Source organism: Mycobacteroides sp. H003 (assembly GCF_001440135.1).
In the GTDB taxonomy this organism is placed as follows: domain Bacteria; phylum Actinomycetota; class Actinomycetes; order Mycobacteriales; family Mycobacteriaceae; genus Mycobacterium; species Mycobacterium gwanakae.
Map to the genome: position 1 here is coordinate 148,885 of NZ_LJYL01000011.1, position 26,631 is coordinate 175,515.

Below are 26,631 nucleotides of genomic sequence, written 5' to 3' on the forward strand. Positions count from 1 at the left end.
TTGGTTCCCCATCACGCTTTACCTGCTTGCGTCCGCGGCGGTGCACAATGGCCGATAGCAGCGGATATGTCTGTTTGGGCTCACCACGGTGAGGGCAAGCGGCAAGAATCTCGCGGTACGCATTGATTCATTGCTGTCGAGCTATTGCAAAGCAGTATCCGGAGGGGCTGAGACGCATAGGGATGCGTCGCGGCGACCGAATGCGATTCCGTGCGGGTCCCGTGGCAATAACTATTCCTGAAACAGATTTGCTCGGCGAAGCTGCTTCGCATTGCTTATCCGTACGCTGCGGACAGATGGATTTTGGATACGGCTCTTCTGCCACTCGAGTAGAAACCGGAGCTCAGATAAACGCGTAGCTCAGCTACGGGGCCTCGGGGCCCGGGGAGATCTCGATGGCCACCGATGCCTGCTGACGACGGGTGATCCAGACTCCAAATTCACTCAACGGCCCCAACAGCCAGTACTTCTGATTGACGATCTTGCGGACCCTGCGAGTGTCATCGAAGTCCAGGACGCGCGCGATGCCCGCCACCACCGGTGCATCGGGGATGAGCTGCCCTCGAATACCGCAGGGCTGCAACGTCACCGCTGGGTTGCGCCGAATACGTCTGATCTTGTACGCCGCGACCTCCGAGAAGAAGTAGAGCTTGCCATCGGCGGGAGCAATCCAGACCGGCGTGGATACCGCCGCACCGTCTTTGCGGTAGCTCGTCAACGACACATAGTTCGCCCGGCCGACCACATCCCAATCCGTCATTCGTTGTCCTCTCATCGGCCAGTCCACCCGATTCTGTCGTAGACGGCGCCCGATCGCACTGGGCGCGTCCGGTCCCGAGCGGTCGGCCGAGGCTTACAGGAGCGTTGGCCGCACTGTGAGGTGGGTTTTTCTTTTCCATAATGTCCACGGAAACGATGGGGAAACACATCCGGGTCACTGTGGTGACATGGCCACTCCAGGGGAGATGGGTACGACGCGTACCGCGTGCTCGTACTGCGGTGTGGGCTGCGGTATCGAGGTCCAGACGAAGCCCGGTCCTGGGGGCCCGGTTATCGCACGGGTGTCGGGCGACAAGCTTCACCCGACCAATTTCGGCCGCCTGTGCACCAAGGGGGCTACCCATGCCGAGTTGATGGAGGCGGTCGACGGTCGTCTGAAGACCGCGCTGGTCCGGCCCTCCCGTGGTGCGGAGCTTGTCGAGACGCCGGTGGATGTCGCAGTGACCGAAGCTGGTCAGCGGCTGCGTTCGATACTCGACGAGCACGGGCCCGATGCGATCGCGCTGTACGTATCAGGTCAGATGTCGGTCGAAGCACAGTACCTGGCCAACAAGCTGGCCAAGGGATTCATCCGTACTGTGCACATCGAGTCCAATTCACGACTTTGCATGGCGAGCGCCGGCACCGGGTACAAACAGTCGCTCGGAGCGGACGGCCCACCGGGTTCGTACACCGACTTCGACAGCGCTGATGTGTTTTTCGTCATCGGCGCAAACATGGCTGATTGCCACCCCATTCTGTTTCTTCGGATGGCCGACCGGTTGAAGGCCGGCGCGAAATTGATCGTCGTGGACCCGCGGCGCACCGCGACTGCCGACAAAGCCGACTTGTTCCTGCAGATCAACCCCGGTACTGATCTGGCGCTTCTCAATGGATTGCTTCATCTTCTGGTGAAGTCCGGCGATATCGATGAGGAGTTCATCGCCGAACACACCGAGGGCTGGGCGGCAATGCCCGAGTTCCTGGCCGACTATCCGCCCGGGGTGGTAGCCGAGATCACCGGTATCCCCGAAGCTGATATCCGTGCTGCCGCCGCCATGATCGGGCAGGCCGGCGAGTGGATGACGTGCTGGACCATGGGTTTGAACCAGAGCACGCACGGCACCTGGAACACCAACGCGATCTGCAATCTTCATCTCGCGACCGGCGCGATTTGCCGTCCGGGAAGTGGCCCCATGTCGCTGACCGGTCAACCGAACGCCATGGGTGGACGGGAGATGGGCTACATGGGTCCGGGCCTGCCCGGCCAGCGATCCGTGGTCAGCGCCGACGACCGAGCGTTCGTGGAACAGCAGTGGAGCCTGGCGCCGCAGACCATCCGAACCGAGGTGGGCCCGGGAACCATCGCGATGTTCGACAGCATGGCGGCAGGAAATATCAAGGCGTGTTGGATCATCTGCACTAATCCTGTTGCAACAGTGGCAAATCGGGGCACCACGATCACCGGGCTGGAGACCGCGGAACTGGTCATTACCCAGGACACCTACGCGGCCACGGCCACAAACCGCTACGCGGATATCGTCCTGCCCGCCACCTTGTGGGCAGAAGCCGACGCGGTGATGATCAATTCGGAACGCAACCTCACCTTGCTCCAGCAGTCGATCGGCCCGATGGGTGAATCCCGACCCGATTGGCAGTTGATCTGCCAAGTCGCCACGGCCATGGGATTCGGCGAGCAGTTCAGCTATGCGTCCAGTGAGGAGGTGTTCGATGAGATTCGCCGGTTCTGGAATCCAAAGACGGGCTACGACCTTCGCGGTGCCAGCTACGAGCGCCTGCGCGAGACTCCATTGCAATGGCCGTGCCCCCCAGACGATGCGAACGATCGGCACCCGATTCGCTACCTGAACGACGGTGTCAGCCAGAGTCTTTTCGTCGACGCCGCCGGACATCAACCGCGGTTGGCGTTCGCGACCCCGTCGCGCCGGGCGGTCTTTCACCCACGCCCGCACATGGATGCGCGCGAGCTGCCCGACGACGACTACCCGTTCATCTTGAACACGGGCCGCCTGCAACATCAATGGCACACCATGACCAAAACGGGGCAGGTGGCCAAGCTCAACAAGCTCAACAGTGATCCCTTCGTCGAAATCCATCCAGAGGACGCCGCCGAACTGGGCATCGCTGACCGCCAACCGGTCGAATTGCACTCGCGGCGCGGGCGCGCTGTGCTGCCCGCCCTCATCACCGACCGTGTGCGGCCAGGCAATTGCTTCGTACCTTTCCATTGGAACGACGAGCATGGCGAGTACCTCGCTATCAACGCACTGACGAGCGATGCCGTGGACCCCGACTCGCTGCAGCCTGAGCTGAAAGTGTGTGCGGTCAGGATGCGGCCCATCGCGGTCGTCCAGCAACCCGATCGACCGGAGGCAACATCCATGCACCCCGTCGCAGAAGCGCTCGACCTGGCACCGCAGCCCGTGCCCAATCTGGTCGAGAGCGAACAGGTCTACCTGGCTGGGTTTTTCACCACTCTGGAGCGGGGAGGAGAGGGAGTTCCCGTCTTGCCCGCAGGGGCGCCCGTTAGTGATCTGGTCCGGCTCTGGGTCGACGGAGCGTTGGCGGGAATGTACTCCCGTACCGGCGACTCGGCGCCTGGCCCGCTCGCCGCACCGCTACCTGCCACACGGCCCATGCCGTTGGTGCTGTGGGCATCCCAGACGGGCAACGCCGAGGACTATGCCACCAACCTTGCCGCGCAGCTTAGTTCCACGGGTGCGCCGCCGCGGATCGTGAACATGGACGACTGTGGGATGGCTGATCTCGCCGCGGCCACCGACGTCCTGGTCGTCACGAGCACGTTCGGAGACGGCGGCCCTCCTGATAACGGCGCCGACTTCTGGGACCGCCTGCATGCATCGGATGCGCAGTTGTCTGGGATCCGCTTCGCGGTCTTGGGAATTGGTGATCGTGCGTACGAGAACTTCTGCGGGCACGCCAAATCCATCGACGAACGCCTGGCAAGTCTGGGCGCGGTCCGTCTGATGGACCGGATGGACTGCGAGATCTACGATGACGAGCCTCTAGCGCAATGGGCACGTCAGGTGACGGATCTGATCACGACCCAGGAGGGGCCGGTCACCCCGGCGGCGGTCCCCGCCGCGAGCCCTCGATCGTCGAGCACTGGCGCACCCGAACCGTTCACCCGCAACAGTCCCGTCGCGGCCCGTTTGACCCGTAACACCGTGCTGACACCGCGTTCCTCCTCAAAAGAGGTGCGACATTTCGGGTTCGACATCTCCGAGCATGGCGTCGCCTACAGTGTTGGCGACGCACTCGGGGTCTGCCCGACCAACTGCGACGGCGCCGTCGACGCGTGGCTCTCCGGCACAGGGCTGCGTGCCGACGAAATCGTCGAGGTCGACGGTGTAGAACAGACCCTGCGCGATGCGCTGACATACTCCTACGACATCGGGCGGATAACCCCGAATCTGCTGAGCTTCCTCGCCGACAACACCACCAACACGGCAGCGGTCAAGGATCTCCATGAAGCACGAAAGAACCTTGCATCATGGGTGATTGGCCGCAGCGGCGTGGACGCCGTGCAAGAATTTCCGGTACGCGTCTCCGCCGAGCAGTGGCAGGACGTATTGGTGCGGTTGACCCCCCGCTGCTATTCGATTTCGTCCAGCCCTCTGGTCAGCCCGCATGAGGTTCAGTTGACGGTCTCCGTGGTCCGGTACCGGGGGACTGGCGGCGCCGAACGAGGGGGTGTGTGCTCGACGTTCCTTGCCGACCGCGCCGATGACACACCAGTTCCCGTGTTTCTGCAGAAGTCCCCGCATTTCCGGCCCCCGGAGGAGTCGCGGACTCCGATGATCATGATTGGCCCGGGAACCGGGATCGCACCGTTTCGCGGATTCCTGCACGAGCGTCGCGCGCTCGGCCACACCGGCCGTAACTGGCTCTTCTTCGGCGACCAGCATGCGGCCCAACACTTTTACTATCGAGACGATCTGTCCACCATGGCCGATGACGGCTTTCTGTCCAAGCTTGACGTCGCCTTCTCTCGCGACCAGAAGGACAGGGTCTACGTGCAGCACAAGATGGTGGACAACGGCGCCGAGCTCTGGGCATGGCTGCAAGACGGCGCCCACCTCTATGTGTGCGGCGACGCATCCCGGATGGCCAAAGACGTCGACACCGCACTGACATCAATCATTGAAAAACATGGCAGGCTCTCGGCCGAGGGTGCCCACGATTACAAGCGCGAACTGGTCGCCAGTAAGCGGTATTTGCGAGACGTCTACTAGACCCGACTTGACACAAAGGTGCCACCGTTGACGTACGTGAAAACCGCCCGAGCTGTAACGCGTAATCCGCGCGTCTACACCAGCACTTTGGCGGCTTGGCGTTCGGCGCGTTTGGCCTGGCGCTCCAGGTACTTGGCCTTGACTTCCTCGAAGTCCTCGGAGGTCTTCTTGAGGTCACTGACGATACGGGCCAGGTCCTCGCGGTACCACTCGGCCTCGCCGTTGATGTCGTCGCGCTCGAAGATGCGCCACTTGCGCAGCACCGGCAGCACCACCTCGTCGAGGTGTGACTGCGGGTCGTAGACGCCGCCGGTGGCGATGGTGACCGCGTTGCGGCGGAATCCCGGAATTGTGTAGCCGGGCATGGTGAAGTTATCGAGCACCTTGTGGACAGCCTTGACTGCTTGGTTCGGGGCGATTTCCAGGCCGGCTGTCACCATGTTGCGGTAGAAGATCATGTGCAGGTTCTCGTCGGTGGAGATGCGCTTGAGCAGCTCATCGGCGATCGGCTCGGCGCAGGCCTTACCGGTGTTGCGGTGCGAGACGCGGGTGGCCAGCTCCTGGAAGGTCACGTACACCACCGAGTCGAACAGGCTCTCGGAGAACGGTATGTTCTGGCGGTTCTGGCCAGGGGAGAACCCGCTGGTCATCTGCGCAATGCGCAGCTTCTCGAGTTCGAACGGGTCCACCGAACGGGTCACCACCAGATAGTCGCGGATGGCGATGCCATGGCGGTTCTCTTCAGCGGTCCAGCGGTTCACCCAGGTGCCCCACGGCCCGTCCATGGTGAAGTTCATGGCGATCTCGCGGTGATACGAGGGCAGGTTGTCCTCGGTGAGCAGGTTGGTGATCATGGCGATCTTGGCCAGCTCGGAGAGCTTGGACTGCTCAGGATCCCAGTCCTGGCCGCCTAGTGCCTTGTAGTTCTTGCCCTCTGACCAGGGGACATAGTCATGCGGGTTCCAGTCCTTGGTGACGCCGAGGTGGCGATGGACATTCGCCTCGACCACGGGCTCAAGCTCATGGAGCAGCTCCAGGTCGGTGAAGGCCTTCTGCATGAATACTTCCTCGTAGTGGGGGCCAGACAGAAACCGCAACTAGCAGTACCCGTATCCAGCAGTTACAGAAATCTAGCATGCCTGGATGCCCCGCAGGCATGTACAGCGATTACTCGTCTAATTGAGAGCATTCCGTGACCGTCCCTCTGCGTGCGGCCGACCATGGCGCGTATTCGCCGACGGTGGCGATCGATTGCCATCCCGGTGGATCGAAAGTCGTTGAGCACCAGATATTTACAAGTCACCTCCTCCGAGTCCATGAAAAGGCGAGTAGTGTCCGTGACGTAACTATCGCCGTGGCATGTCCGAGCGCCGACTGGTTTGGCTCATACGGATTTCGTTTGTTTGAGTCCCACTGAGCAACAAGGAAGTACGCATGACACAGGCTGAGTACCCCGGCCCTCCCATTCGCTTCACGCTAGGTCCGCGCAAGACCGGCAGGATGAACGGAGCGTGGTGGCCGCAAGACGACGGATTCATCGCGCGGGAACTCTCCCCTTTGGTGGAAGAGCTGTCCGGGCACATCGGCGGGGTCAGCGAGGTGTCGCTGAACTGGAAGGCGGGGTCGCCTCGGTCGAGCATGAGGTCGGCGGCGATGCCTCCGTCGCTCACCAATCGTCCGTTCCATTGGGTGGTCACGCTTCGAGGTGAGCATCGGACGGTGCGGATTCTTATGGTGCCGGCTCGTACGAACAGGAGTCTGGCGCGGTTGATCATGCGTCTGGCGGCGCAGATGCCTCTGCTTGATTCTCCGAAGGAGGACGAAGTATCCGCGGCGCTCCGGATCATTATGGCCGCCTAGCGGTCGGCGTTGAGCTCGGCGAGCAGATGGCGGACGCGTTGTTCGATGTCGTCCCGGATGGGGCGCACCGCTTCGAGGGGCTGGCCGGCAGGGTCGGGCAGCTCCCAGTTTTCGTAACGTTTCCCGGGGAAGTACGGGCAGGTGTCGCCGCAGCCCATGGTGACGACGACGTCGGCGCCTCGCACGATCTCTTCGGTCCACGGTTTCGGGTACTCGCCGGTGATATCGATGCCGAGCTCGGCCATGACTGCGGCCGCGGCGGGGTTGATTTCTTTTCCGGGCTCTGAGCCGCCCGACCAGGCAACCGCCCGGTCGCCGGCTAGATGCGTGAAGAATCCAAGTGCCATCTGGGAGCGGCCCGCGTTGTGCGTGCACAGAAAGAGCACAGTGGGCTTGTCTTGGGTCATTGGGTCACCTTCTGGCCTGCAGTGTCGATCGAATCCGGTTGAGGGGCATGTGTAATGCGGCGCCGCAGCGCCAAGGACACGTATACGAGGGCGACCAGCACGGGTACCTCGATCAGGGGGCCGACGACACCGGCTAGGGCCTGGCCGGAGGCGGCGCCCCAGGTGGCGATCGCCACAGCGATGGCGAGTTCGAAGTTGTTACCGGCGGCGGTGAACGCGAGCGTGGTGGTGCGTGGGTAGCCCAGCCTGAGGGCAGCGCCGAGGAGGTATCCGCCACCCCACATGATCGCGAAGTAGGCGAGTAAAGGCACTGCGATACGTGCAACATCCCAAGGCCGAGAAGAGATCTGATCGCCTTGGAGCGCGAACAAGATCACGATGGTGAACAACAGTCCCCACAGTGCCCAGGGGCCGATGATCGGCAGGAATCGTGTTTCATACCACGTGCGCCCCTTGACCTGTTCGCCGATACGGCGGGAGAGATATCCAGCCGCGAGCGGGATCCCCAGGAACAGGAGTACAGATTTGGCGATCTGCCACGGCGACGTGGCGATGACGGTTTGCGGCAGATGCAGCCAACCGGGCAGGACGGATAGATAGAACCAACCCAGGACCGCGAACATGAGCACCTGAAACATCGAATTCAGGGCGACAAGGACGGCCGCCGCATCCCGATCGCCGCACGCAAGGTCGTTCCAGATGATCACCATGGCGATGCACCGTGCCAGTCCGACGACGATAAGCCCGGTGCGATACTCGGGCAGATCTGGTAACAGCAGCCAGGCCAGCGCGAACATCAACGCCGGGCCGAGCGCCCAGTTCAAGACCAGCGAGCCGATCAGCAGCTTGCGGTCGGCGGTGACGGCACCGAGGCGGTCATAGCGCACCTTGGCCAATACCGGGTACATCATGATGAGTAGCCCGACCGCGATCGGCAGCGAGATCCCTTCGACCTGAACTCTTTCCAGCACACTGTTCAGCCCAGGGATCCAGCGACCCAGCAGCAGTCCGGCTGCCATCGCGAGTCCGATCCATGCCGGCAGAAACCGGTCCAGCATCGATAATCTCTGTGGCGTACTCACTCAGGACGCCCGCATGTGCAGCCGTCGTCTTCGGGGAGGAGTTCGGGACTGGTGCCGAATGTGTCCGAATCCGCCAAAATTGTGTAGATTTCCCACTTTTCCCGATCAGGTGCGGTGACCCACACCTTGTCTTGTGTTGCGAAACAACACGTGGTGCCGATCTCTTCTTCGGTGAACATGCCTGCATCGGTCAATCGGCCGATCTCGGCGTGGACCTGCTCGCTGGATTCGACCTGTACCCCGAGATGGTTGATCGTGCCGCCGTGGCCCGGGTTCTCCAACAACACCAGCTTCAGCGGTGGGGAATCGATCGCAAAGTTGGCATATCCGGGCTTACGTTTGGCCGGTTGTACGCCAAAAAGCTTTGAATAGAAGTCGATTGACGCATCGAGGTCGTCGACATTGAGAGCCAGCTGTACGCGGGACACCGGTTCACCTCCGGAACTAATGAGATATTTATCGAACTTATCGGATGCGCCCAGTGTGCCATGTCTTTGACATATGTCAAAGCATTCGGGATGCTGGAAGCATGCCCAAGGCTCTTCCCGTGGTAGATACCACCGCTCCCGTGTGCTGCGCACCTGTGGCGGCCGGTCCGATGAGCGACGAACAGGCCCTGGAAGTCGCGCTGCGGCTCAAGGCGCTCGCGGACCCGGTGCGGGTCAAGATCATGTCCCAGCTCTTTGGCGCGCCCATGCGAGAGATCATCAGCGGTGACCTCGCGGGCATCCTCGGACTCACCGAGTCAACCGTTAGTCACCACATGAATCAGTTGCGAAAAGCCGGGTTGGTGGAATCGGACCGCCGCGGAATGAACGTCTATCACCGGCCGGTTCCGGATGCGCTGACCGCGTTGTGCACGGTCCTGGATCCCAGCTGCTGCCAATAGAATCGACCGATGTCGACGACAGCCCGCAGTGACAGCGCTCGTTCATGCTGATCGGTATCGCGGCGGCCGTGCTGGCATGCCTGGGGTACGGAACCGCGTCCGTCCTCCAGGGATACGGTGCCCGCCAATCCGCGACGAATGTTCACGGGCGCTCCGGTAATGGTGCACCGTCGCTAAGCTCCACAATCGCCGCGATGCTGACGCCGGCATTCATCGCCGGGATGGTTCTCGATCTCGTCGGATTCGCGGGCACCCTGGTGTCGGCGCGGTTGATTCCACTGTTTCTCTCCCAGACGATCATGAGTGCGAACCTGGCGGTCACCGCGGTGCTCGGTATCGCAGTACTCGGTGTGCGGTTACAACGACGGGACTGGCTGGCCATCTCGGCCGTATTGCTGTCGCTATGTGTGCTGGCGTTGACTGCCGGTCCTCGTGGCGAGGATTTCGCGACGCCATCGGTTCACTGGGGTGTGTTGATCGCATCGGTGGCAGTGCTGCTCACCGGCCTGGGCCTCATTCGTGTCTTGGGCTCACGCGCCGCGATTCCTGCGGGGTTGTTGGCCGGGATTCTTTATGGCGCAATGTCTGTTGCGGTCAGAGTGCTTGACGGGCTCGATCCGCTACGGGTGAAGGTCCTGTTGTCCGATCCCGTCGCCTACGCGGTGATTCTCGCGGGGGTGGGCGGCTTCTACCTGTTTACCGTTGCGCTGCAAGTGGGTTCGGTGAACGGCGCGGCCGCGGCATTGGTTGTGGGGGAGACGGTCGTACCCGGTGTTACCGGTGTACTGCTGTTGGGCGACGGCGCGCGCCCGGGATTAGGCTGGCTTGTGGCCGTGGCGTTCGTGGTTGCGGTCGTCTCGGCGGTGAGTGTGGCCGCGTTCGGTGCCGTCGAGAACACGCAGTCGACGGCACCGGAGCCGGCGCGCTAAGTCAGTTTGATGCGTTGAGAATCTTGATCGCGAAGACGAGTGTGTCTCCCGGCCGGATACCGGCGCTGGGCTGCCCGGAGGGATAGCCGTCAGCGGGGACCATCGCGACGGCGACGGTCGACCCGACATGTTGCCCCGCGATGGCCTTCTTGAATCCCGGTACCACCCCATTAAGCGGGAATTGGGCAGGCGTGCCACGCGTATAGGCGCTATCGAACACGGAGCCGTCGCGCCCGTTAACGCCCATGTAGCAGACCGAAACCGTGGCCAGATCTCCGACGATCGGTCCGGATCCAGCCTGGAGCGTGTGCACCTGGGTCTCGGCCACGCTGAATGGCGCGGTCACGTTGACACTCGGCGCCGCGGTGTCCGTGGAGCCGGAGACGGCGACGTTCCCGGTGCTTCCCGACAGCGTCCATTCAGGTGTGCCGGAGTTCTGTGGCGCCGCCGTGGGGCACCCGGTGGTGGCGGCGGGCGGGTCGGCGGGTGCTGACTTGGCCTCCGTGTCGGAGCCGCACGCGGCCAGCGTCACAACGAATGAGGCGGCGCAGGCGGCAAGTGCGACGGACGGGTACACGCGCAAGGAGTTCACGGTCGCCACGCTAACAGCTGCGCGGCGACCGCCTGCGAGTGCCAAGTCAATGGCGTTCACGCGGTGGGGGAAGTGGCACTGTCCGGGGATCAGCACGGCCCGGCGAACTCGCTCAATCGTGCGTTCCTCCGTCGGCCCGCGAGTAATTTTCAGATTGGAGCTACCGCTCGACGGCGCTATCCGCCAAGGGCGTATCGCGTTAGCCGAAGCGACTCGTAAACTGCTGCCATGAAATGGTTCTCACGGAGGCGAAGCGAAGACCGCGAGCCCGTTCAGCTCAGCGCTGAGGCCGCCTCTGTGGTTGACCAGCTCGTTGATCACCATCACGATCGTGAGTGGCCCACGGCGATCGGCTGGCATCTGCCTGACGAAGAGCCGCCTTGGGAGGCGTTGCACGAGCTGCGTAGTACGGGTTACTGCGAGGTCGAGCGGGACGGCGACGAGGTCGAGGTCGATTTCACCGAGCTTGGGCGCCGCACCTTCACGTGAGGCTTCTCGCGGGCGGTCGAAGATGCCGTCGCAAGGGGACAATCTCATCGAGCGCCGCACGAGCGTTGAGTCGGCAGGTGAGATAGCCTGGGCAGCAAGTAGAAAGGCTGGCCGGCCAGGGTATCTGGACGGCCAGCCGGGCGCATTTTTCTCGCGCTGTAGGAACTTTAGACGGTCTGCACTGAGACAGCCTGAGGGCCGCGATCGCCGGCTTCTTCTTCGAAGCTGACGCGATCGTTCTCGTTGAGGCTGCGGTATCCGCCCTTGTCGATGATGGCCGAGAAGTGAACGAACAGGTCCTTGTTGCCGTTGTCCGGGGTGATGAATCCGAATCCCTTTTCGGCGTTAAACCATTTCACGATGCCTTGAGCCATGCGATTACTCTCCTGAGTGTCTAATTGCGGGGCCGACATTCGACCCTGGGTCTTGCGGAGGTACGCGAAATCAAAGCAACTGGCAAAAGTCACGGAGATTGGGTATGTGTCCGCCGCGGAAAATCTTCGCGAGCGTGTCACTAAGAAAATCAACCGTTTTGACCTTACCAGAGGTCGAGCCCGATAACCAATGGCTGACAGTAGTTCGGCGCAGCAGCATATGAATCAGCAACCGGATTCGGAACATTGGGGAGTGGAGCGATCCTTCGCTCCATCAGGTGCCGAACAAGTCCCTCGTGACCGGCACGCTTGCCGACTGGGTAGTCCCCGTTCTTGAAGACGCGGCGGACGAGATCGACTGGATCTCAGGGGAGATCCGGATCGACTGCCATACCGAGGCCGTACCGGCCCCCGGCACTCAGCCCTTCTACTGCAGCGACACCCGCCACGTGCCCCGGATCAGTTACTACCGGCCCACTGCCTGGCCCATCCAGTGATGTCGCGACGGTCTCAGTTGGGCAAAGGTACTGCGTCTTACCCGCGATGCGGGGGCCTATCTCCGCCGCGTGGCTTTAGTGTTGGCTGTTATGGCGGGACTTGTCGGTTACGTGAAGCGCTGGCGCACAGCCCTTCACGTAACCGTGTCGGCATCGATACTTGCTGGTCTCGCACTCCCCATTGTGCCGGTAGCTCACGCGGCCGCGGCCGCGGCGACGTTGTCGGTGACATCGACGTGGCAGACCGGTTTCATCGCTAGTTTCACGATCACCAACTTGAGCACGGTGCCGCTCTCCGATTGGCGGCTCGAGTTCGACCTGCCGATCGGAGAGTCCATCCGGCACACGTGGAGCAGCAGTGTGACGCAATCTGGTACCCACTACGTTCTGAGTCCCGCGAACTGGAATCGCATCATCGCGCCAGGAGGTTCGGCCACCGGCGGTCTACGGGGCGTGCTGAGCGGTTCCTACACACCACCGTTGAACTGTGTGCTCAACGGGCAAGTTCCATGCAGCTAGAGGCTGCGGTGCGCAGAAACCAACCAGGCCGGTAACTGGGCGCGTCCGTCGGAGCCGATCGTCACACCGCGATACTCGAAGCCTTCGGGCAACTGGCTGGGAACATTCACCCATGCTCGTGCGCGCCGGATCTCGTCGATGACCAAGTGCCGCCCCACGATGCTGTGCAGCTGCTGTTCGGTGAACGGCCGGGGCCCGAATTCGGCATCTGGCGGAAAGGCCTCGGTCGCAAAAACAAGTGCAAAGAACTTGCCGCCGGGCCTGAGCGCTCGCGCCAGTGATCGCACATAGCTTTCTCTGAGCTCATCGGGTAGGCAGTGAAATACAAGGCCATCAATGACGGTATTAAAATAATTGTGGTAGCCGGTGTCTGCGGTCAGGTCAGCTGTATTGAAAATAGCATCCAAGCCAAGCTGGGCGGCCGCTCTCTGCGCTTTGTCTATCGCACTGCCAGATAGATCGAGACCCACGACTTGGTACCCATGATCGGCCAGCTTTAGCGAGGTCAACCCCACCCCGCACCCAGAATCGAGGATCGGGCTCTCAAATCGACCTTGCCGGTGTAGAGCTGCTATTTCGGGTTGCATCTCGCCGATATTCCACCCCGGATCACCAGGCGCATAAACCGCTTCGCCCCTGTACAACTCGTCCCAGTCCACGGCATTCACATCAAATGTTGGCATATTGCCGATATTAGGTGCGATACCGACGGCCGGCAACAAGTTGTTTTGCTCAAAGCGAGCATTTTTCAAAGGGTAAATTACTCTCCATTGCTGAATGGAGGCTACGCGAAAGTTGTCAATCTGCTGAAAACCGATAACAAATCGGAAACGTATTACGGCGTATTTACGAGACGGTTTAGAAAGATCGCACGTGGGTGGAGGGGGCTCGACAACGCGCTGGAACCTCGGAGGCAGCTCCGGGGGACGTGGCGGCGCTGCGGCTAATGGTGAGCGGAGGCGCACATGGCTCCGAAAGCTCTGCTTGCTGCCTTGAGCGCCGCCGTGATGCTCGTGCCCGTGGCCTGCGCCCAACCTTCGCCGCGGAACGTGGGCGATGACCCCGTTGTCCGCCAGGTGTTCGATTGGCCGACCAATGTGCCTGGAAAGTCCTTGATATCAGTGATCGTGAGTTATCCGCCGGGCACAAAAAGTATGGCTCACCGTCATGCGAAGTCAGCGTTCATCATGGCGTACGTGATCTCAGGTGCGATCCGCAGCCAAGTCGAGGGTCAGCCGACCCGGGTGTATCACGCCGGCGAAACCTGGTACGAAGACCCCGGCGCGCACCACACGATCGGCGAAAATGCCAGCGCCACAGAACCTGCCGAGTTACTCGCAGTCTTCCTGGTTGATACCGGAGATGGACCGCTGACTACCGATCACGCGACCACGCAGTAGGAGAACTTGTGTACACGGTTGATCGAGTCAAGGTCGACGGGAGTATCTTCAGGCCTATGCGATACGCACGAGCGCTCCGAAGCTCCCGGCTTCGCGCTCTGGTGACACTGGCGGTGGTGGGTGCTCTTGCCGTAAGTGCGGTTGCCTGTGGCCGGGGGGACACTCGAACAGCAAGCCCTGCCGGTAGTCCAGACCAACTGGCACTGGCAACGCTGGACCATATCGTGCAGGGTGACAATGCAGCTGCCACCGCCCATTTCGACCAAACCATGGCGGACATGTTGTCGGCTCCGGCGCTGGGGCAAGCATGGATTACCTACCAGGAGCTGCTGGGCGCATACCAGTCACACGGTGATCCCCACGACGTCCAGCGCGGCGAGCTGACCGTGGTCAACATTCCTCTTCAGATGGAGCGTGCACCCGGCCAGTTTCGGCTGACTGTCCACCCGGACGGATCCGTCGCGGGTCTGTACTTCCTCAAGGACGGCGTCCCCGTACCCTGAGTTCGCTTGTCGAGCCCGGGGGCCAGTCGCCACTCCAAACAGCCCGGACGTCGACTTCGCGTTCGGTATCACGCCCGACGTACCAACCATCTTCCTCGTCAGCCGTGGCGATGTCGTCGCCGAGTTCGAACGGCTGGCGCATGCTGTTAACCTGGCGGAATGGCGTCCGCTCGGGCTTTGGGATGTATCGGAGCACTGGCGGCCAGTGGCTTGTCATTGGCGCCGCCTGCCGTCGCTGAACCGCAATTGCCGGATCTGGATCGGTACACCGCGGTGAATACGCCCGACTACACGGTCGCGATCCCGACCAGCGGATACAACGGTGCCGTGAGCAGCGTGCAGTTCAGCACTCCCGCCGGCCAGAACTGCAGTGTGGTGATAAACGTTCGAGGAATGTGGGACATCGCGACGTGCACCGGGCCGATTCCGGGGAACAGCTATAGCAGCGTGACCGCGAGCTACATGGAAGCCGGTAAGTTCGGCAACTCTCCGCCCGGTCCTGGGCAGGCGAAACTGTTGCCGGCTGGTAGCAAGGTGGTGTTCACCCGCGGGGTGTGGACCGGTACGTGCGCGGTTGACCAGGCGATGACCGCCTGTGCTGTCGACACCGTCCCTGGACCTGGCGAGTCAACCTCAAGGGCCCCACACGGTTTCGTACTAGGCCCAGACGACAGCTCGACATTCTAGAAACCTTGGGTAGCGAGCAGCGCGGTCCAAACCAACGGCGGTGTGCGACTGATGTTTACGGCTTAGCCTGGCCGTCAACGCTAAATGATCGGGTGAGCGGTTCCAGCAAGCTGGCCATTCGAGTCGCAAGTTCGTCAGCGGAAACATCGAATTTGCCTTGGCAATAAGCAAAAGTCAGATCTAATCCACCCGCGACGATTATTCGCAGTGCCAGCTCCGCATCGACGGGATCGACAGCCTGGTCCTGGAACAGAATCGAATGATTGGCAAGATAAAGATCAAGGATCTTGCGCCCGACGTGCGCACGAGCGCGTGCCGCTTCACCGTCGTCGGCCTCACGCCCGAGAACATGACGCAGGCCTGGATGTGCGGCGTCCAGTTCTGGAGCCACACTCAGCGCGGCTCGCAGTCGGCTGGTGAGGTCGGTGGCGAGGGTGACTTTAGTCAGCACGGCGCTGATGTATTCGTCGGCGAATGCGTCGTAGACGCCTCCGAGCAGTTTGTCTCTGTCGGGAAAGCTCTCATAGAAATAGCGTTCGGACAGTTGTGCCTGGCGGCATACGGCGGTGACGGTGATCTGGGCGAGTCCTCCCGATTCCAGCAACTCGCGGGTAGCGGCCAGTAGGCGCATCCGGCGATCTGCGCGCCGCTGATCGGCACTCATTCCGCCGTAGGTCCGCTGCGCCGCCACGTGTCGATGCTAGTAGAACGACATGGAAGGAGTATCTGACAAGACTCTTGCCAGAATGGCTTGAGGCGTGCACTATGGCTAGCCGGACCGAAAACAGGGGAGCTATCGCCATGACTGCCGCACGTGCTGAACGCGACACCATCGACAGCGGCAAGGAAACGTCGATGATTGTCGACCCCCGGTTTATCCCTTTGGCTATCAAGTTCTTTCGGGTGTTCAGGTCCCGACGTTCGCTTCGATAGCCTGCCGACTTCTCTAACCCAAAAACCAACCAATTTCATCGAAATGCTTTGTAGCAGTATAAATTCCAGCAAGAGAAAGGTGCGCTGTGGCTGCGAGTCCGCTAGGTCGGGTCAGTGGTAGGCGTTGGTCGCCCGCCGAGATAGCACTTATAACAGCCGACACGCTCACTGAGCATGAGATTGCTGCCCGAACCGGTCGATCCAGTCGCGCGGTAGCAGCTCAGCGTCGACGTCTTGCCCAAAAGCGCCGGATGCGACTGGGGCTTTATCCTTTCCGCCGCCGCACCCGAGAGACGACGATGACCCCGTTCTCGGTGCTGCAGCACCTTCCACTGCCTGCTGGTGCGGCAGAACGTCCCGACTGCAGGTGAACACTGTGCGGGCTTGCGGCCGAGAAAAATTGGGCAACAGGTGAAACGGCGTCAGGGGAGCGGGTGGCAGGCACCTCGGGCTCAGACGTTCACTCCAATGGCTCGGGCGTGAAGGTGACGTCGACCCCGCTTACGGTCATCGTCACCTGACCTTCGATCACCATCACCTGCGCCGAGACCCGTCGATCGACAGTCTGGGCCAGTTGCTGCACGGCTGCATGCGGTATCTGCACTACCGACAGATTCGATAGCCCCGCCACTTTGGGGCCGACGGTGCGCCACCAGGTGGTCACGCCGGCGGCGAATGGGAAGAGCAGCACCCGATCGGCCTGGCTGGCCGCCTTGCCCAATGCGCGTTCATCGGGCTGGCCGACGTTGATCCACTCCAGGATCCGGCCGGTGTAGTCGACGAGCCGCAAGTCCGGCACACCAGGAGTGGACAGGCCTGGCCCGAATGTCAACTCCCCGTCGACGTCGCTGAGTCTGTGTGCGCGAAGCCCAAAAGCCAACAACCGCACCACCATCCGCTCATCGGTCTCACTGGGATGACGAGCCACGGTCAGCGCGTGATCGGCGTAGTAACCGTGATCGACATCGGAGACGCCAAGTTCGACTTTGAAGACTGTTGCAGAAAGGGCCACGTCATAGTGTCCACCCAAGTGGTGCCCACCGAGCAGTCGGGCCGCATTCAGTGGTCAGACCCGCCGAGCCAGACGTCCGTTCGCGAACGTGCGGATCATCAGAAGCGGCAGGGGAGAGCGGCCCTCCTGGCCCTGCGCGCAACCCACTACTGCAGGGTCACGTAGATTCTTTGAGAACAATCCGAGCACCTAGCGCAGCATTCAACGAAGGCCATCATGTCCGAGGATCAGAACACAGACGTTCCACCGAATCACCTCTCCATCGATCCGCGTAGCGCCTTTTATAGCGAAGAGGTGCTTCGCCGCGACGTGGGTATTCGCTTTAATGGCGTCGAGAAAACCAATGTTCACGAATACAACGTGGCCGAGGGTTGGGTGCGTGTTGAAGTCCCCACCGCGAAGGATCGCCGCGGAAATCCGATGGTCGTCAAGCTCAGTGGCACGGTTGAACCTTTCTTCCGCTGAGCAAAAATGCGGACGTCCCCTGGATTTCTATCGAGGCGGCCGGAGCGATTGAGAGCGGGCCACCGGCGAACCAACTCCGGTGGCCAGCCACTTCCGTAACCGGATAAGCCGAAACCAGGACAACGGCCTGGACACGGGCAGAATGGCCTACCGGCGGCGAAATCGCCTAGGACCGGCCCACAATCAGTGCTTAGACGCGTACTCAACCTTGGTGACGATCCACCGGTTCTTCTGGTACTCGAGAGTGGTGGCCCAGGTCCCGTGCGCGGTCTGCGGTGCAGGGTTTCTCGGTGTCGTTACCGACCAGGCGATCTGTGACTCAACGCGGGCGTTGGTACCGGAGCACTCGACCTGCTTGCTGGTCAGCTCGGCGATATGCGAGACGTATCGATCTGCGCCCGGAATCGTGCTGACGGAGCGGAATGCCTGTTCGGACTGTGTGTAAACCTCAGGGGATAGGCGCTCCTTGAGTGCGGGCAGGTTCTGATCTGCGAGACCGGTGAACTCAAAGCTCAGGTGGGCAACCTCCGTGGCGGCGGCGACCGTAGTGGCGCAGTGGTTCGAGGCGCGTCGGATCACGAAGTAGGCGGTGGTGCCCACCGCGATGACTAATACCGCGACAGCTGTGACTACCGCCCATCGCATCCGGCGGTACCCGGACGCCGCGGATGGAGGAGGCGCGGGTGCCGGCAAGGTCGAGGCAGCGTTCCCCGATTCAGCAGACTGGCCAGACTGTATGCCCGGTACTATGGGTCCACCGGCAGCCAGAGGTGCAGCGAGTTCTGCTGTCAGCGTGCGCAGCTGGCTATCGTCATCGAGATCGATCTGCTGTTTGAGGGCCTGGTCGGCCAATGCCATCACCTGGTCGCGGCTGATGGTTTGCCCTGTCAGCGCGGTGATCCGCTGAGAAAGCTCGTCGAGCCGGTCGTGCACAGTCATGCTCGCCACCCTAATCACTCCTTGACCGTCCCCGCGGACACCAGGATCCAGTCGAAGGGGCAAGCTGTGTCGACACGATGCTTACCGATCCGGCGCTACGACTAAAAGCATTGCGTTACAGGTCCCGTCCGCCACCAACAAAGGGCAGGGGCAGATCGTGCATGCGCTGCAATAACCAGGACATTACTGGTAACCCGCCATATTCGGTTGCGTCGTATTCCTCCCGCCGCGCAGCAGCGCTTGCGCCAGATGGGGCGGGGGAGAGACACCGATCTCCGGACGGCTTTGCGATGGCTGCTTCTCATACCGTAGATCGGCGTTGCGCGAAGCGGACCGTCACCAGTGGCACCGGCCTGTCGATGGTCGCCTGGAACTCGGTCAGCAGTTGGTTGTTTCGCCGCACCCAATCGGCGAACTCGTCGTACTCGGCACCGGACAGCGTCGTCGCCGTTCCCTGACACGTCTCGTTTCCGATCTCGACAGTGACGGCCGGGTTCGCCCGGATGTTGTGGAACCAGTCCGGATCCCGATCTTCCCGGAACGAGCTGAGGTAGAGCGTATTGCCGCGATAGTTGGGCGCCAGAGGCACTACTCGGAGCTGACCGCTGCGGGCACCAGTCGTAGTCAACAGGATCAGCGGGTATCCGGCGTAGTCACCGCCGACCTGGCCTGCGTTCGCCCGGAACTCGGCAACCACGTCGTCGTTCCAGTTCGATGGATCTTGACCGGTTTCCTGATTCCACGGGGCGTCGGCGTCGTCGTAGCTGATGTCTTGGTTCGCCATGCTTCGAAATCTCCAAACGTCGATCACTGATGGGGGTCGCGGACTTTGCCGAGTGCCTCAAGCAGTGTGTCGTGGATGTAGGTGAGTTCGGGAGTCGGCTCCCACGCCGCCGAATCGTCAGTGGTGTCGGACCAGTCAGCGCCGGTCGAGCTCTCGTCCCAGTCGTTGTCCAGGGCGGTCCCGCTTTTGTAGACCCACCACAGGTTGTGCCAGGGGTCGAGGAAACGGGAGAAGACATCACCGAAGAACTCGGTTGGGCGGGTGATGATCTCGGCACCGCCGGCGGCCGCCCGCTCCAGCACGACCTCGACATTGTCGACATAGACTTGCAGCAGTGCCGGGGTGAATGGCCAGCCGGGCTTCCGTTCGGCGAACATCACAGTGCTGCCACCGATCTGAAGCTCGGCATGCAGGAGGAGACCGTCATCGTCGACAGTGCGGGCATCGGGATGCTCGACGCCGTCGAAGACATCGGTCAGGAAACGGATCAGGCCCTCGGCGTCACGCGTGACGATGAACGGGTTGATCGTTGAGAAGCCGGCCTGTGCGGCGGGGAAAGCAGTCATGGGACTATTCGATCGCGAGACCGCAGGCGAATTCTTGAACCAAAACGACAACTCTTCGGTGCCGACACCGTCGCGGTGTCGTCGGCAGTCGCGTCAGTGCTGCCGACGCCTTTGGGCGGCAATGATGGCGGCCGGGGTCTGACCGCGAATCAACCGCAGTGAGCGAGTCAGATGCGGCTGATCGGCGAATCCGGCTCCGGCCGCCGCTTCCGCAGGCGAGTGCCCGGTCTGCAACAGGAAGTAGCCGTGCTGCGCGCGGTGAAGTTGATCGATCTGCTGAGCGGTCAGCCCGACCGTGCGACGGTAGCGGCGTTGCCAAGTCCGTTCCGAGGCGCCGATCCGATGCCCGCTCAACGCCTTGCGGACCTCCTCGTCGACCAGTAGCCCGCGGTTCTCAGCCAGGGGACCGACCCAGTCTTCCAGATCGGGCCACGCTGGCACCGGCCATCGGTGGTCCCCAAGGAGGACGTGGCCGCCCGATACCGGCAAGGTCACCGTCTCGCCGAGGATCGCCTGCTTAGGCACGCCTGGGATTGCGACGTAGGCGGCGAGTTCGACGCCCCAGTACCGCTCGCCCACATGCCCGTCGACGATCCGATTACGCAGGCTCGGACCATCCAGCTCGGCGGCCAACTCTCCGTCTCGGCGACGGATGAACGACAAACCCCAGTACTCGGATCCGATCACCGAATAGCGTTCGGGACTCTCCACAGTCGCGCGCCAGACTGTGCGTACCCGCGGTGACCGGCCCGCCCGTTCCTCCCACATCCGAGGAAACATACTGGTCGGTTTCCCCCTCCGGGTAGGCCCCGCCCACGGAGCCGTCAGGTGAGCACCTCGCCGCTCTTTTCGCCGGTGACGGCGGGGTAGGAACGCCCCACCAGGAAATTTCGTATGAATACACAGACCAGGCCGACGAGGATGGGTGGGGACCGATCTGATTCATCAGATGAGCACGGCGAGAGAGTTATCTGACATAATGTGTCTTATCGGCGTTTGATATACGCAGGGCGGATGCGAAGGGCGGCACCACCTGCACCTTTTGCGACGTGCGCCTCCCGTGCCGACGCTCGATCTCACCCCCGGCTGCCAACCTTCACGTCCCCACATATGCCCGCGCCGCTCGGCGCGTGTACGTACGGCAACGCCGTGTCGGCTATCCGCCAAGCACGCTCTGCATCAACATCTAAAACCGCTCGGGCGCAGTTGTCCGTTCTCATTGAATCTGGGGCACATTTACTAGTCTGACCTGCATTGCCCCAGATTGGATGAGAATTTCGATCGCGACGTTTCTCATTGAATCTGGGGCAACCCTGCTTCCGCGCCCGGCTGCGAGCGCAGCAGGGTAGCCGGAATGGTCTCCTGTCGATTCCGTTGGCTCGGGTACGTCTTCGGTATAACTACTGTGATCGTGTCTCTCGTGACACACGATCATGATTCTGTGGTGCGCTCGCTCGTGTTGGTAGTTCGGGTGCCGGCTGCGGCCTTTGAGCACCTTGGCCACCGCCCGTTTTAGATTGTCATAGCGGATACGGGCCGGGACATCACCAAAGTGGTTGAACGCCAACACATGCCGATGCAGGAGCGCCTCCTGGCCCTGAGTGGTGAAGTTGCTCCGAGCTAGAGGGCGAACGCTCCGCCTTTGATGAGGATGAGGGCCCCGATTGTGATCAGTGCAACGGGCAGAACGATGTGGCCCCAGCGTGAGAGTGCTTTGGCGATGATCGGGTGGGAGGCGAAATATCGGCCGGCCGCGCACCAGATGGCCACACCGATGAGGAACACGATGATGTAAACACCGATGGTGGCGATCGTTGAGACGGCGAAGATCGGAACGTACACGCCGATGTTGTCGCCGCCGTTGGCGAAGGTGATGACTGCGACCTGCCAGGTGCCAGGCGTCAACAGTGTTGCGGGATCATCGGTCGGCGCCGGTTGGGTGCGGCGATCCCGCCAGGCCAGCCATGCCGCCCGCAGCCCCAACACGATGGGCAGCAGCCCGAAGTACGGCAGTGCGGCTGGAGGAAGCAGCGTGGCACCCAGGAGTGCGCCGCCGACCGAAACTGCCAAGATGGCGGTGAAGCCGAGGTACTGACCGGCGGTCACTCGGATGGCTGCGCCACGATGACCGGGCGCCTGGCCGAACATCACCGCGAGGACCACGATGTCGTCGATATTGGTGATGGCGAAGGTGGCGATCGCCTGAACGAGTGTGGCTGGGCTCAGCACGGCCAATGCGACCAGCTTCGAGTGAAATCCCACCGCATCGGGTGAGCCTACTGCTCAGCAGGCCCCGCGCTCCCGCGCACCAACGACCTCCAGTGGGGCGGAAATTCATGACGACTGCCGGGGTCAACGGACTTGACGAAATACATGCCTCCGGTGCCACGGAGGTGGCTCCTAGAGGTATCGACATACGTCATCGGCGCTGCATGATTCCGGGTCGACGCTTTCGGCGCCCTGCCGCAGCCGGGCGATGGTCTCGCGCAGTGCCACCAGTGCGCTGATCTGCTCGTCGAGGTCGGTCAGTCGGATGTCGAGCAGGTCGCGCACGTGCGTGCACGGCGCGTGGCCGCTGTCACGGATGTCGAGGATCTGCCGAATCTGGGCGAGGCTGAACCCGGCGGCCTGTCCCCGTCGGATGAAGCCGACCCGGGCGATCGTGTCGGCGGCATAGTCGCGATACCCCGCCGGGGAACGTTCGGCGGGCGGGAGCAGGCCTTCGTCTTCGTAGTAGCGCAGCGTCGCGGTGGTGGCCCCGGTCGCCTCGGCGAGCTTCCCGATTCTCACGATGTCTCCTCAGAACACTTGACCTTCAAGCCTACTTGAAGGTCAAGGATGGGTGCATGAGTCAGGGATTGGACCTCGCGGTCATCGGTTCCGGCGGCGCGGCGATGGCCGCGGCGATCCGCGCTACCGCGCTCGGCAAGTCCGTCGTCATGATCGAGCGCGGCATCTTCGGTGGCACGTGTGTCAACACCGGCTGCGTGCCGTCAAAGGCCCTGATCGCAGCGGCCGAGGCCCGGCATACCGCAGCCGACACTGCCCGGTTCCCGGGGATCGCCACCACGGCCGGCCCGGTGGACATGGCGGCCCTGATCGCCGGCACGCACGATCTGGTGGAGTCGCTGCGCTCAGAGAAGTACCTCAACGTGGCCGAATCGTATGGCTGGCAGCGCATTCAGGGCCAAGCGCGGTTCGCCGGAACCCCGGACGCGCCCGTCATCGAGGTCGGCGATGCCACCATCGAGGCCGAGCACTACCTGATCGCCACCGGCGCGAACCCAGTCATCCCGCCCGCATTCGAGGGCGTCGCCTACCTGACCTCGACCACCGCGATGGAAGTCACCGAGGTCCCGGAGTCGCTGCTGGTGATCGGCGGCGGCTACGTCGCGTTGGAGCAGGCGCAACTGTTCGCCCGGCTCGGGTCAACGGTGACGGTGCTGGTCCGCTCCACGCTGGCATCGAAGGAAGAGCCGGAAGTCGGCATGGCGCTGCTGGAGGTGTTCGCCGACGACGGCATCCGGGTGGTGCGCCGCGCCACGGTGAGCGAGGTCGAGCAGGCCGACGATCAGGTCACGGTCACCGCGACCATCACCGGCGGAACGCAGCAGTTCCGTGCCGCGAAAGTCCTCGTCGCCACCGGCCGCCGTCCGAACACCGACGGCCTGAATCTCGAAGCGGTGCAGGTCAAAACCGGCGAGAACAACGAGGTCGTGGTGAGCGACGGGCTGCAGTCGTCGAACCCACGGATCTGGGCGGCCGGCGACGTGACCGGGCACCGCGAGTTCGTCTACGTCGCCGCCCATCACGGCGCGATGGTCGCCGACAACATCTTCACCGACGCCGGCCGCAGGGTCGACTACCGCCATCTGCCCCGCGTGACGTTCACCAGCCCCGCGGTCGGTGCGGCCGGGACGACCGAGGCCGAGCTCCTCGCCGCCGGGACACGGTGCGACTGCCGGGTGCTGCCGCTAAAACATGTGCCGCGTGCGGTGGTCAACCGAGACACCCGCGGTTTCATCAAACTCGTCGCCGACGCCGGCACCGGCCGCATCCACGGCATCACCGCCGTCGCCAAGGATGCTGGCGAGATCGCCGCCGCCGCGGTCTACATCCTCGACGCCGCGATGACCGTCGACCAGGTCGCCGGGTCCTGGGCCCCGTATCTGACCATGGCCGAAGGCATCAAAATCGCCGCCCAGTCCTTCAGCGCCGATATGTCCCGACTGTCCTGCTGCGCATCCTGACGCATGGCTCACTCGAAAGGTTCCTGATGCCCAATTTCCTTGACCGCCTGACCATTCCGGAAGAGTCCGGGCTCGACCCGACGATGCTGGTGCCGTTGCTGCGGCTGCTCGCCGCCGGCGAGCCGGTCACCGTGGAGGCGCTCGCCGCGGCCGTCGGCCTCCCGGTTGACGAGGTGACCCGGCGTCTGGCCGCGGTACCCGACACCGAATACGACGAGCAGGGCCGCATCGTCGGCCAGGGCCTGACCCTGCGCCCGACCCGCCACCGATTCACCGTGGCCGGCCAAGAGCTCTACACCTGGTGCGCCCTGGACACCCTCATCTTTCCCACCATCCTGGACCGGCCCGCCAGCATCGAATCCGAATCACCCGTCAGCGGGCACCCGATCAGGGTCTCGGTCGGCGAAAACGGTGTCACCAGCGTGCAGCCCGAGACCGCGGTGGTCTCGCTGGTCAACCCCGACGACCTCACCTCGATCCGGTCCTCATTCTGCAACCAGGTGCACTACTTCACCTGCGCGCAGGACGCCGCGCCGTGGCTCGCCGAGCACCCCGAAGGTCAGATCGTCAGCGTCGCTGAGGCCCACCAACTCGGCGCAGCCCTGACCACACAAATCCTTACCCAGCTCCATACCCCGCCAACTGCCCACCCCGGCTGCTGCAGCTGACCAGCCGCACCCAACCTGATGAGGAGAAATCAATGAATCAACGTCCACGAAGAAATCCCGTGCTGCTGGGTGCGGCAGCGGTGCTGGTGACGGCCCTGTGTTGCGCCGCGCCAGTCCTGATCGCCGGCGGCGCGCTCGCCGCCGTGTGTGGACTGCTCGAGAATCCATGGGTCATCGGGGCAGCCGTCGCGCTGCTGCTGGCGGCTGTGGTCGCCTTCGCCCGCCGCGGTCAACGCGGCGATCACTGCTGTCCCGCCGACAGCCATTCACCCGCGACGCACACGCTCGACGACCTGACGAAAGGAAGCATCGACAATGTCTGAAACGCGTTCGTTTACACCCCACAGGTGGGCGGGCGTTACGGCTGTGATGCTGGCAGCGGGCGCGCTGACCGCGTGCGGCCAATCGGCCACAACCAGCAATCCGACCTCACCGCCACACGCCAACGCCACAACCCAGGCGACGGCGGCGACACTGACCACGGTGGACGGCAAAACCGTCGAACTGCCCGCTGCCGCCCCGACCGCGATCCTGTTCTTCTCCTACGGGTGCGGCGAATGCGTCGGCGGCGGTAAATCCCTGGCCGCTGCTCGGGCGGCCGTGGAGAAAGCCGGAGGCAGCGCCAAGTTCCTAGCCGTCGACATCGTCCCCACCGAGAAACCCGCCGATGTTCGCCACTTCCTGGACCAGATCGGCGGCACCAGCCTGCCCGCGGTCGTCGATACTAACGGGGCCCTGACCAGCCGCTACCAGGTGACCGCGCCGACCACCGCCCTCGTCATCGACCCGTCCGGGCAGATCAGCTACCGCGGCCACGCCCCGTCCCAGGATCAGATCCTGGCCGCCCTCGGCAGCAGCGCCGCACGGTGAACCTGCTCGCGCTCGCGTTTACCGCTGGCATGCTCGCCCCGGTCAACCCCTGCGGGTTCGCGCTGCTACCGGCGTGGATCACCGGCACCATCGCCACCGGCGGCACCGATGCGGTGCTCGTGCGGCTGGCCCGGGCACTGCGCACCGGGGCCGTCCTGACCATCGGGTTCACCGGCACCCTCACCCTCGCCGGTATCGCGATCAGTGCCGGTGCCCGGACCCTGGTGACGGCTGCTCCCTGGCTCGGGATCACGATCGGGCTCACCCTGGCCATCTTGGGCGGCTTCATGCTCACCGGCCGCACCATCGGTCTGCGTATGCCTGCCCGGACGCGTCATCGGCCGGACTCCCCAACAGCCGGTGGTGTGCTCGCGGCCGGAATCGGCTACGCCCTGGCGTCACTGTCCTGCACCTTCGGGGTACTGCTCGCGGTGATCGCCCAGGCCCAGGCCACCAGCGGATGGGGCGGTCTGCTGGCAGTGTTCACCGCATACACAGCCGGTGCCGCCACCATCTTGATGCTGGTCAGCGTCGGCACCGCCATCGCCGGCACGGCCCTGACCCGGCATCTGGGTATCCTCGCCCGCCACGGGACCCGCGTCACCGCCGTTGTCCTCATCGCCACCGGCGCCTACCTCGCGTGGTACTGGCTGCCCGCGGCCACCGGGCACACCGCCAGCGGCGGCAACCTGCTCACCGGCTGGTCGGCCACCGCGACCGGATGGCTGCAGGACCACGCCCTCCCGGCCAGCGTCATTGCCGCCTTCGCTGTGGTGGTCAGCGCGGTGGCCGCGTACTGGACCACCCACCGCCGGCCAATCACCGGCAAGCAGCGCCGCCGGTGATGATTCACCGGCCGATACACCCAGCCAGATACCAC

At 63.0% G+C, this 26,631-nt stretch carries 31 protein-coding genes and 1 pseudogene; 16 read left to right on the forward strand and 16 right to left on the reverse strand.

Annotation, left to right across the window (positions count from 1 at the left end; genetic code table 11):
• Positions 1 to 364: 364 nt before the first annotated feature.
• A complete protein-coding gene (locus tag AOT87_RS09445) occupies positions 365 to 760 on the reverse strand; it encodes a PPOX class F420-dependent oxidoreductase (RefSeq protein WP_046253697.1) in 396 nt (131 codons plus the stop codon).
• A gap of 187 nt (positions 761 to 947) precedes the next feature.
• Here AOT87_RS09445 and AOT87_RS09450 point away from each other — a divergent pair, with 187 nt between their 5' ends.
• Complete coding sequence (locus tag AOT87_RS09450; RefSeq protein ID WP_057967735.1) at positions 948 to 5,036, forward strand: bifunctional nitrate reductase/sulfite reductase flavoprotein subunit alpha; 4,089 nt, start codon at positions 948 to 950, stop codon at positions 5,034 to 5,036.
• Between the two features lie 74 nt (positions 5,037 to 5,110).
• Here AOT87_RS09450 and AOT87_RS09455 read toward each other — a convergent pair whose 3' ends face one another.
• Entirely contained in the window at positions 5,111 to 6,094 is a 984-nt protein-coding gene (locus tag AOT87_RS09455; RefSeq protein ID WP_046253699.1) for an acyl-ACP desaturase, read from the reverse strand.
• A 442-nt stretch (positions 6,095 to 6,536) separates the two neighbouring features.
• On the opposite strand from AOT87_RS09455, the gene AOT87_RS09460 reads away from it, so the two are divergent.
• Positions 6,537 to 6,896, forward strand: coding sequence for a DUF5994 family protein (locus tag AOT87_RS09460; RefSeq protein ID WP_046255777.1), 360 nt, complete (start codon positions 6,537 to 6,539; stop codon positions 6,894 to 6,896).
• Here the strand turns inward: AOT87_RS09460 and AOT87_RS09465 are convergent.
• The 3 genes and pseudogenes from AOT87_RS09465 to AOT87_RS09475 all read right to left on the reverse strand — a co-directional run.
• Positions 6,893 to 7,291 (reverse strand): annotated as a pseudogene (locus AOT87_RS09465) (arsenate reductase ArsC); the annotation flags it as partial. The gene AOT87_RS09460 and the pseudogene AOT87_RS09465 overlap by 4 nt on opposite strands.
• A gap of 8 nt (positions 7,292 to 7,299) precedes the next feature.
• On the reverse strand, positions 7,300 to 8,361 hold the full coding sequence (arsB, locus tag AOT87_RS09470; protein ID WP_046253701.1) for an ACR3 family arsenite efflux transporter: 1,062 nt from the start codon (positions 8,359 to 8,361) through the stop codon (positions 7,300 to 7,302).
• 20 nt (positions 8,362 to 8,381) lie between these two features.
• A complete protein-coding gene (locus AOT87_RS09475) occupies positions 8,382 to 8,813 on the reverse strand; it encodes an ArsI/CadI family heavy metal resistance metalloenzyme (RefSeq protein WP_046253702.1) in 432 nt (143 codons plus the stop codon).
• 101 nt (positions 8,814 to 8,914) lie between these two features.
• Here AOT87_RS09475 and AOT87_RS09480 point away from each other — a divergent pair, with 101 nt between their 5' ends.
• Both AOT87_RS09480 and AOT87_RS09485 read left to right on the forward strand, forming a co-directional pair.
• A complete protein-coding gene (locus AOT87_RS09480) occupies positions 8,915 to 9,274 on the forward strand; it encodes an Rv2640c family ArsR-like transcriptional regulator (RefSeq protein WP_046253703.1) in 360 nt (119 codons plus the stop codon).
• A gap of 44 nt (positions 9,275 to 9,318) precedes the next feature.
• Positions 9,319 to 10,203 carry a hypothetical protein gene (locus AOT87_RS09485; protein ID WP_057969437.1) on the forward strand — a complete coding sequence of 295 codons (885 nt, stop codon included), beginning with the start codon at positions 9,319 to 9,321 and terminating at the stop codon, positions 10,201 to 10,203.
• Position 10,204: 1 nt separating this feature from the next.
• Here the strand turns inward: AOT87_RS09485 and AOT87_RS09490 are convergent, their stop codons facing one another.
• Positions 10,205 to 10,735, reverse strand: coding sequence for an FKBP-type peptidyl-prolyl cis-trans isomerase (locus AOT87_RS09490; RefSeq protein WP_078284713.1), 531 nt, complete (start codon positions 10,733 to 10,735; stop codon positions 10,205 to 10,207).
• Positions 10,736 to 11,092: 357 nt separating this feature from the next.
• Here AOT87_RS09490 and AOT87_RS09495 point away from each other — a divergent pair, with 357 nt between their 5' ends.
• Complete coding sequence (locus tag AOT87_RS09495; RefSeq protein ID WP_046255779.1) at positions 11,093 to 11,284, forward strand: hypothetical protein; 192 nt, start codon at positions 11,093 to 11,095, stop codon at positions 11,282 to 11,284.
• 167 nt (positions 11,285 to 11,451) lie between these two features.
• On the opposite strand, the gene AOT87_RS09500 is transcribed toward AOT87_RS09495, so the two are convergent.
• Entirely contained in the window at positions 11,452 to 11,658 is a 207-nt protein-coding gene (locus AOT87_RS09500) for a cold-shock protein (RefSeq protein WP_046255780.1), read from the reverse strand.
• A gap of 278 nt (positions 11,659 to 11,936) precedes the next feature.
• On the opposite strand from AOT87_RS09500, the gene AOT87_RS09505 reads away from it, so the two are divergent.
• Positions 11,937 to 12,155 carry a hypothetical protein gene (locus tag AOT87_RS09505; RefSeq protein ID WP_046253705.1) on the forward strand — a complete coding sequence of 73 codons (219 nt, stop codon included), beginning with the start codon at positions 11,937 to 11,939 and terminating at the stop codon, positions 12,153 to 12,155.
• Positions 12,156 to 12,245: 90 nt separating this feature from the next.
• Positions 12,246 to 12,674, forward strand: a complete 429-nt coding sequence (locus AOT87_RS09510; RefSeq protein WP_046253706.1) for a cellulose-binding domain-containing protein — start codon at positions 12,246 to 12,248, stop codon at positions 12,672 to 12,674.
• On the opposite strand, the gene AOT87_RS09515 is transcribed toward AOT87_RS09510, so the two are convergent.
• On the reverse strand, positions 12,671 to 13,357 hold the full coding sequence (locus tag AOT87_RS09515) for a class I SAM-dependent methyltransferase (protein WP_057969105.1): 687 nt from the start codon (positions 13,355 to 13,357) through the stop codon (positions 12,671 to 12,673). The genes AOT87_RS09510 and AOT87_RS09515 overlap by 4 nt on opposite strands.
• Positions 13,358 to 13,639: 282 nt before the next feature.
• Between AOT87_RS09515 and AOT87_RS09520 the strand changes: the two genes are divergently transcribed.
• The 3 genes from AOT87_RS09520 (at position 13,640) to AOT87_RS09530 (ending at position 15,264) form a co-directional block, all read left to right on the forward strand.
• On the forward strand, positions 13,640 to 14,074 hold the full coding sequence (locus AOT87_RS09520; RefSeq protein ID WP_057969106.1) for a cupin domain-containing protein: 435 nt from the start codon (positions 13,640 to 13,642) through the stop codon (positions 14,072 to 14,074).
• Positions 14,075 to 14,130: 56 nt separating this feature from the next.
• On the forward strand, positions 14,131 to 14,577 hold the full coding sequence (locus tag AOT87_RS27730) for a DUF3887 domain-containing protein (RefSeq protein WP_081343160.1): 447 nt from the start codon (positions 14,131 to 14,133) through the stop codon (positions 14,575 to 14,577).
• 159 nt (positions 14,578 to 14,736) lie between these two features.
• Entirely contained in the window at positions 14,737 to 15,264 is a 528-nt protein-coding gene (locus AOT87_RS09530) for a hypothetical protein (protein ID WP_057969108.1), read from the forward strand.
• A gap of 55 nt (positions 15,265 to 15,319) precedes the next feature.
• Here the strand turns inward: AOT87_RS09530 and AOT87_RS09535 are convergent, their stop codons facing one another.
• Together AOT87_RS09535 and AOT87_RS09540 are read right to left on the reverse strand one after the other, a co-directional pair.
• Positions 15,320 to 15,955, reverse strand: a complete 636-nt coding sequence (locus tag AOT87_RS09535) for a TetR family transcriptional regulator (RefSeq protein ID WP_057969109.1) — start codon at positions 15,953 to 15,955, stop codon at positions 15,320 to 15,322.
• A gap of 702 nt (positions 15,956 to 16,657) precedes the next feature.
• The gene (locus AOT87_RS09540) at positions 16,658 to 17,209 is read right to left on the reverse strand and encodes a YaeQ family protein (RefSeq protein ID WP_057967931.1); all 552 of its coding nucleotides are present in this window, start codon (positions 17,207 to 17,209) and stop codon (positions 16,658 to 16,660) included.
• Between the two features lie 216 nt (positions 17,210 to 17,425).
• Here AOT87_RS09540 and AOT87_RS09545 point away from each other — a divergent pair, with 216 nt between their 5' ends.
• The gene (locus AOT87_RS09545; RefSeq protein ID WP_005058085.1) at positions 17,426 to 17,674 is read left to right on the forward strand and encodes a DUF3297 family protein; all 249 of its coding nucleotides are present in this window, start codon (positions 17,426 to 17,428) and stop codon (positions 17,672 to 17,674) included.
• A 183-nt stretch (positions 17,675 to 17,857) separates the two neighbouring features.
• On the opposite strand, the gene AOT87_RS09550 is transcribed toward AOT87_RS09545, so the two are convergent.
• The 6 genes from AOT87_RS09550 to AOT87_RS09575 form a co-directional block, all read right to left on the reverse strand.
• The gene (locus AOT87_RS09550) at positions 17,858 to 18,613 is read right to left on the reverse strand and encodes a hypothetical protein (protein ID WP_057967930.1); all 756 of its coding nucleotides are present in this window, start codon (positions 18,611 to 18,613) and stop codon (positions 17,858 to 17,860) included.
• Positions 18,614 to 18,914: 301 nt separating this feature from the next.
• A complete protein-coding gene (locus AOT87_RS09555; protein ID WP_057967929.1) occupies positions 18,915 to 19,397 on the reverse strand; it encodes a nitroreductase/quinone reductase family protein in 483 nt (160 codons plus the stop codon).
• A 23-nt stretch (positions 19,398 to 19,420) separates the two neighbouring features.
• Positions 19,421 to 19,963 (reverse strand): VOC family protein, encoded by a 543-nt coding sequence (locus AOT87_RS09560; protein ID WP_057967928.1) that lies wholly within the window; start codon positions 19,961 to 19,963, stop codon positions 19,421 to 19,423.
• A gap of 93 nt (positions 19,964 to 20,056) precedes the next feature.
• Positions 20,057 to 20,731, reverse strand: coding sequence for a helix-turn-helix domain-containing protein (locus AOT87_RS09565; protein ID WP_057967927.1), 675 nt, complete (start codon positions 20,729 to 20,731; stop codon positions 20,057 to 20,059).
• Positions 20,732 to 21,583: 852 nt separating this feature from the next.
• Positions 21,584 to 22,225 carry a cadmium resistance transporter gene (locus AOT87_RS09570; RefSeq protein WP_079481877.1) on the reverse strand — a complete coding sequence of 214 codons (642 nt, stop codon included), beginning with the start codon at positions 22,223 to 22,225 and terminating at the stop codon, positions 21,584 to 21,586.
• Positions 22,226 to 22,363: 138 nt separating this feature from the next.
• Positions 22,364 to 22,753 carry a heavy metal-responsive transcriptional regulator gene (locus AOT87_RS09575; protein WP_005148625.1) on the reverse strand — a complete coding sequence of 130 codons (390 nt, stop codon included), beginning with the start codon at positions 22,751 to 22,753 and terminating at the stop codon, positions 22,364 to 22,366.
• A 56-nt stretch (positions 22,754 to 22,809) separates the two neighbouring features.
• On the opposite strand from AOT87_RS09575, the gene merA reads away from it, so the two are divergent.
• The 5 genes from merA to AOT87_RS09600 are packed head-to-tail and all read left to right on the forward strand — an operon-like array spanning position 22,810 to position 26,596.
• Positions 22,810 to 24,213, forward strand: a complete 1,404-nt coding sequence (merA, locus tag AOT87_RS09580; RefSeq protein WP_005148655.1) for a mercury(II) reductase — start codon at positions 22,810 to 22,812, stop codon at positions 24,211 to 24,213.
• Between the two features lie 26 nt (positions 24,214 to 24,239).
• Positions 24,240 to 24,881 (forward strand): organomercurial lyase MerB, encoded by a 642-nt coding sequence (gene merB, locus AOT87_RS09585; protein WP_005148656.1) that lies wholly within the window; start codon positions 24,240 to 24,242, stop codon positions 24,879 to 24,881.
• 32 nt (positions 24,882 to 24,913) lie between these two features.
• The gene (locus AOT87_RS09590; protein WP_005148657.1) at positions 24,914 to 25,204 is read left to right on the forward strand and encodes a hypothetical protein; all 291 of its coding nucleotides are present in this window, start codon (positions 24,914 to 24,916) and stop codon (positions 25,202 to 25,204) included.
• Entirely contained in the window at positions 25,197 to 25,751 is a 555-nt protein-coding gene (locus AOT87_RS09595) for a redoxin domain-containing protein (RefSeq protein ID WP_005148658.1), read from the forward strand. The genes AOT87_RS09590 and AOT87_RS09595 overlap by 8 nt, the downstream gene beginning before the upstream one ends.
• Positions 25,748 to 26,596, forward strand: coding sequence for a cytochrome c biogenesis protein CcdA (locus tag AOT87_RS09600; protein ID WP_005148659.1), 849 nt, complete (start codon positions 25,748 to 25,750; stop codon positions 26,594 to 26,596). The genes AOT87_RS09595 and AOT87_RS09600 overlap by 4 nt, the downstream gene beginning before the upstream one ends.
• The last annotated feature ends 35 nt before the right edge of the window (positions 26,597 to 26,631 follow it).

Bases quoted from the DNA above. Each gene is read 5' to 3' on its own strand.
- AOT87_RS09445 (WP_046253697.1), bottom strand. From the start codon at position 760: ATGACGGATTGGGATGTGGTCGGCCGGGCGAACTATGTGTCGTTGACG.
- AOT87_RS09450 (WP_057967735.1), top strand. From the start codon at position 948: ATGGCCACTCCAGGGGAGATGGGTACGACGCGTACCGCGTGCTCGTAC.
- AOT87_RS09455 (WP_046253699.1), bottom strand. From the start codon at position 6,094: ATGCAGAAGGCCTTCACCGACCTGGAGCTGCTCCATGAGCTTGAGCCC.
- AOT87_RS09460 (WP_046255777.1), top strand. From the start codon at position 6,537: ATGAACGGAGCGTGGTGGCCGCAAGACGACGGATTCATCGCGCGGGAA.
- arsB (WP_046253701.1), bottom strand. From the start codon at position 8,361: ATGCTGGACCGGTTTCTGCCGGCATGGATCGGACTCGCGATGGCAGCC.
- AOT87_RS09480 (WP_046253703.1), top strand. From the start codon at position 8,915: ATGCCCAAGGCTCTTCCCGTGGTAGATACCACCGCTCCCGTGTGCTGC.
- AOT87_RS09485 (WP_057969437.1), top strand. From the start codon at position 9,319: ATGCTGATCGGTATCGCGGCGGCCGTGCTGGCATGCCTGGGGTACGGA.
- AOT87_RS09500 (WP_046255780.1), bottom strand. From the start codon at position 11,658: ATGGCTCAAGGCATCGTGAAATGGTTTAACGCCGAAAAGGGATTCGGA.
- AOT87_RS09510 (WP_046253706.1), top strand. From the start codon at position 12,246: ATGGCGGGACTTGTCGGTTACGTGAAGCGCTGGCGCACAGCCCTTCAC.
- AOT87_RS09515 (WP_057969105.1), bottom strand. From the start codon at position 13,357: ATGCCAACATTTGATGTGAATGCCGTGGACTGGGACGAGTTGTACAGG.
- AOT87_RS09520 (WP_057969106.1), top strand. From the start codon at position 13,640: ATGGCTCCGAAAGCTCTGCTTGCTGCCTTGAGCGCCGCCGTGATGCTC.
- AOT87_RS27730 (WP_081343160.1), top strand. From the start codon at position 14,131: ATGCGATACGCACGAGCGCTCCGAAGCTCCCGGCTTCGCGCTCTGGTG.
- AOT87_RS09530 (WP_057969108.1), top strand. From the start codon at position 14,737: ATGGCGTCCGCTCGGGCTTTGGGATGTATCGGAGCACTGGCGGCCAGT.
- AOT87_RS09545 (WP_005058085.1), top strand. From the start codon at position 17,426: ATGTCCGAGGATCAGAACACAGACGTTCCACCGAATCACCTCTCCATC.
- AOT87_RS09550 (WP_057967930.1), bottom strand. From the start codon at position 18,613: ATGACTGTGCACGACCGGCTCGACGAGCTTTCTCAGCGGATCACCGCG.
- AOT87_RS09555 (WP_057967929.1), bottom strand. From the start codon at position 19,397: ATGGCGAACCAAGACATCAGCTACGACGACGCCGACGCCCCGTGGAAT.
- AOT87_RS09560 (WP_057967928.1), bottom strand. From the start codon at position 19,963: ATGACTGCTTTCCCCGCCGCACAGGCCGGCTTCTCAACGATCAACCCG.
- AOT87_RS09565 (WP_057967927.1), bottom strand. From the start codon at position 20,731: ATGTGGGAGGAACGGGCGGGCCGGTCACCGCGGGTACGCACAGTCTGG.
- merA (WP_005148655.1), top strand. From the start codon at position 22,810: ATGAGTCAGGGATTGGACCTCGCGGTCATCGGTTCCGGCGGCGCGGCG.
- merB (WP_005148656.1), top strand. From the start codon at position 24,240: ATGCCCAATTTCCTTGACCGCCTGACCATTCCGGAAGAGTCCGGGCTC.
- AOT87_RS09590 (WP_005148657.1), top strand. From the start codon at position 24,914: ATGAATCAACGTCCACGAAGAAATCCCGTGCTGCTGGGTGCGGCAGCG.
- AOT87_RS09595 (WP_005148658.1), top strand. From the start codon at position 25,197: ATGTCTGAAACGCGTTCGTTTACACCCCACAGGTGGGCGGGCGTTACG.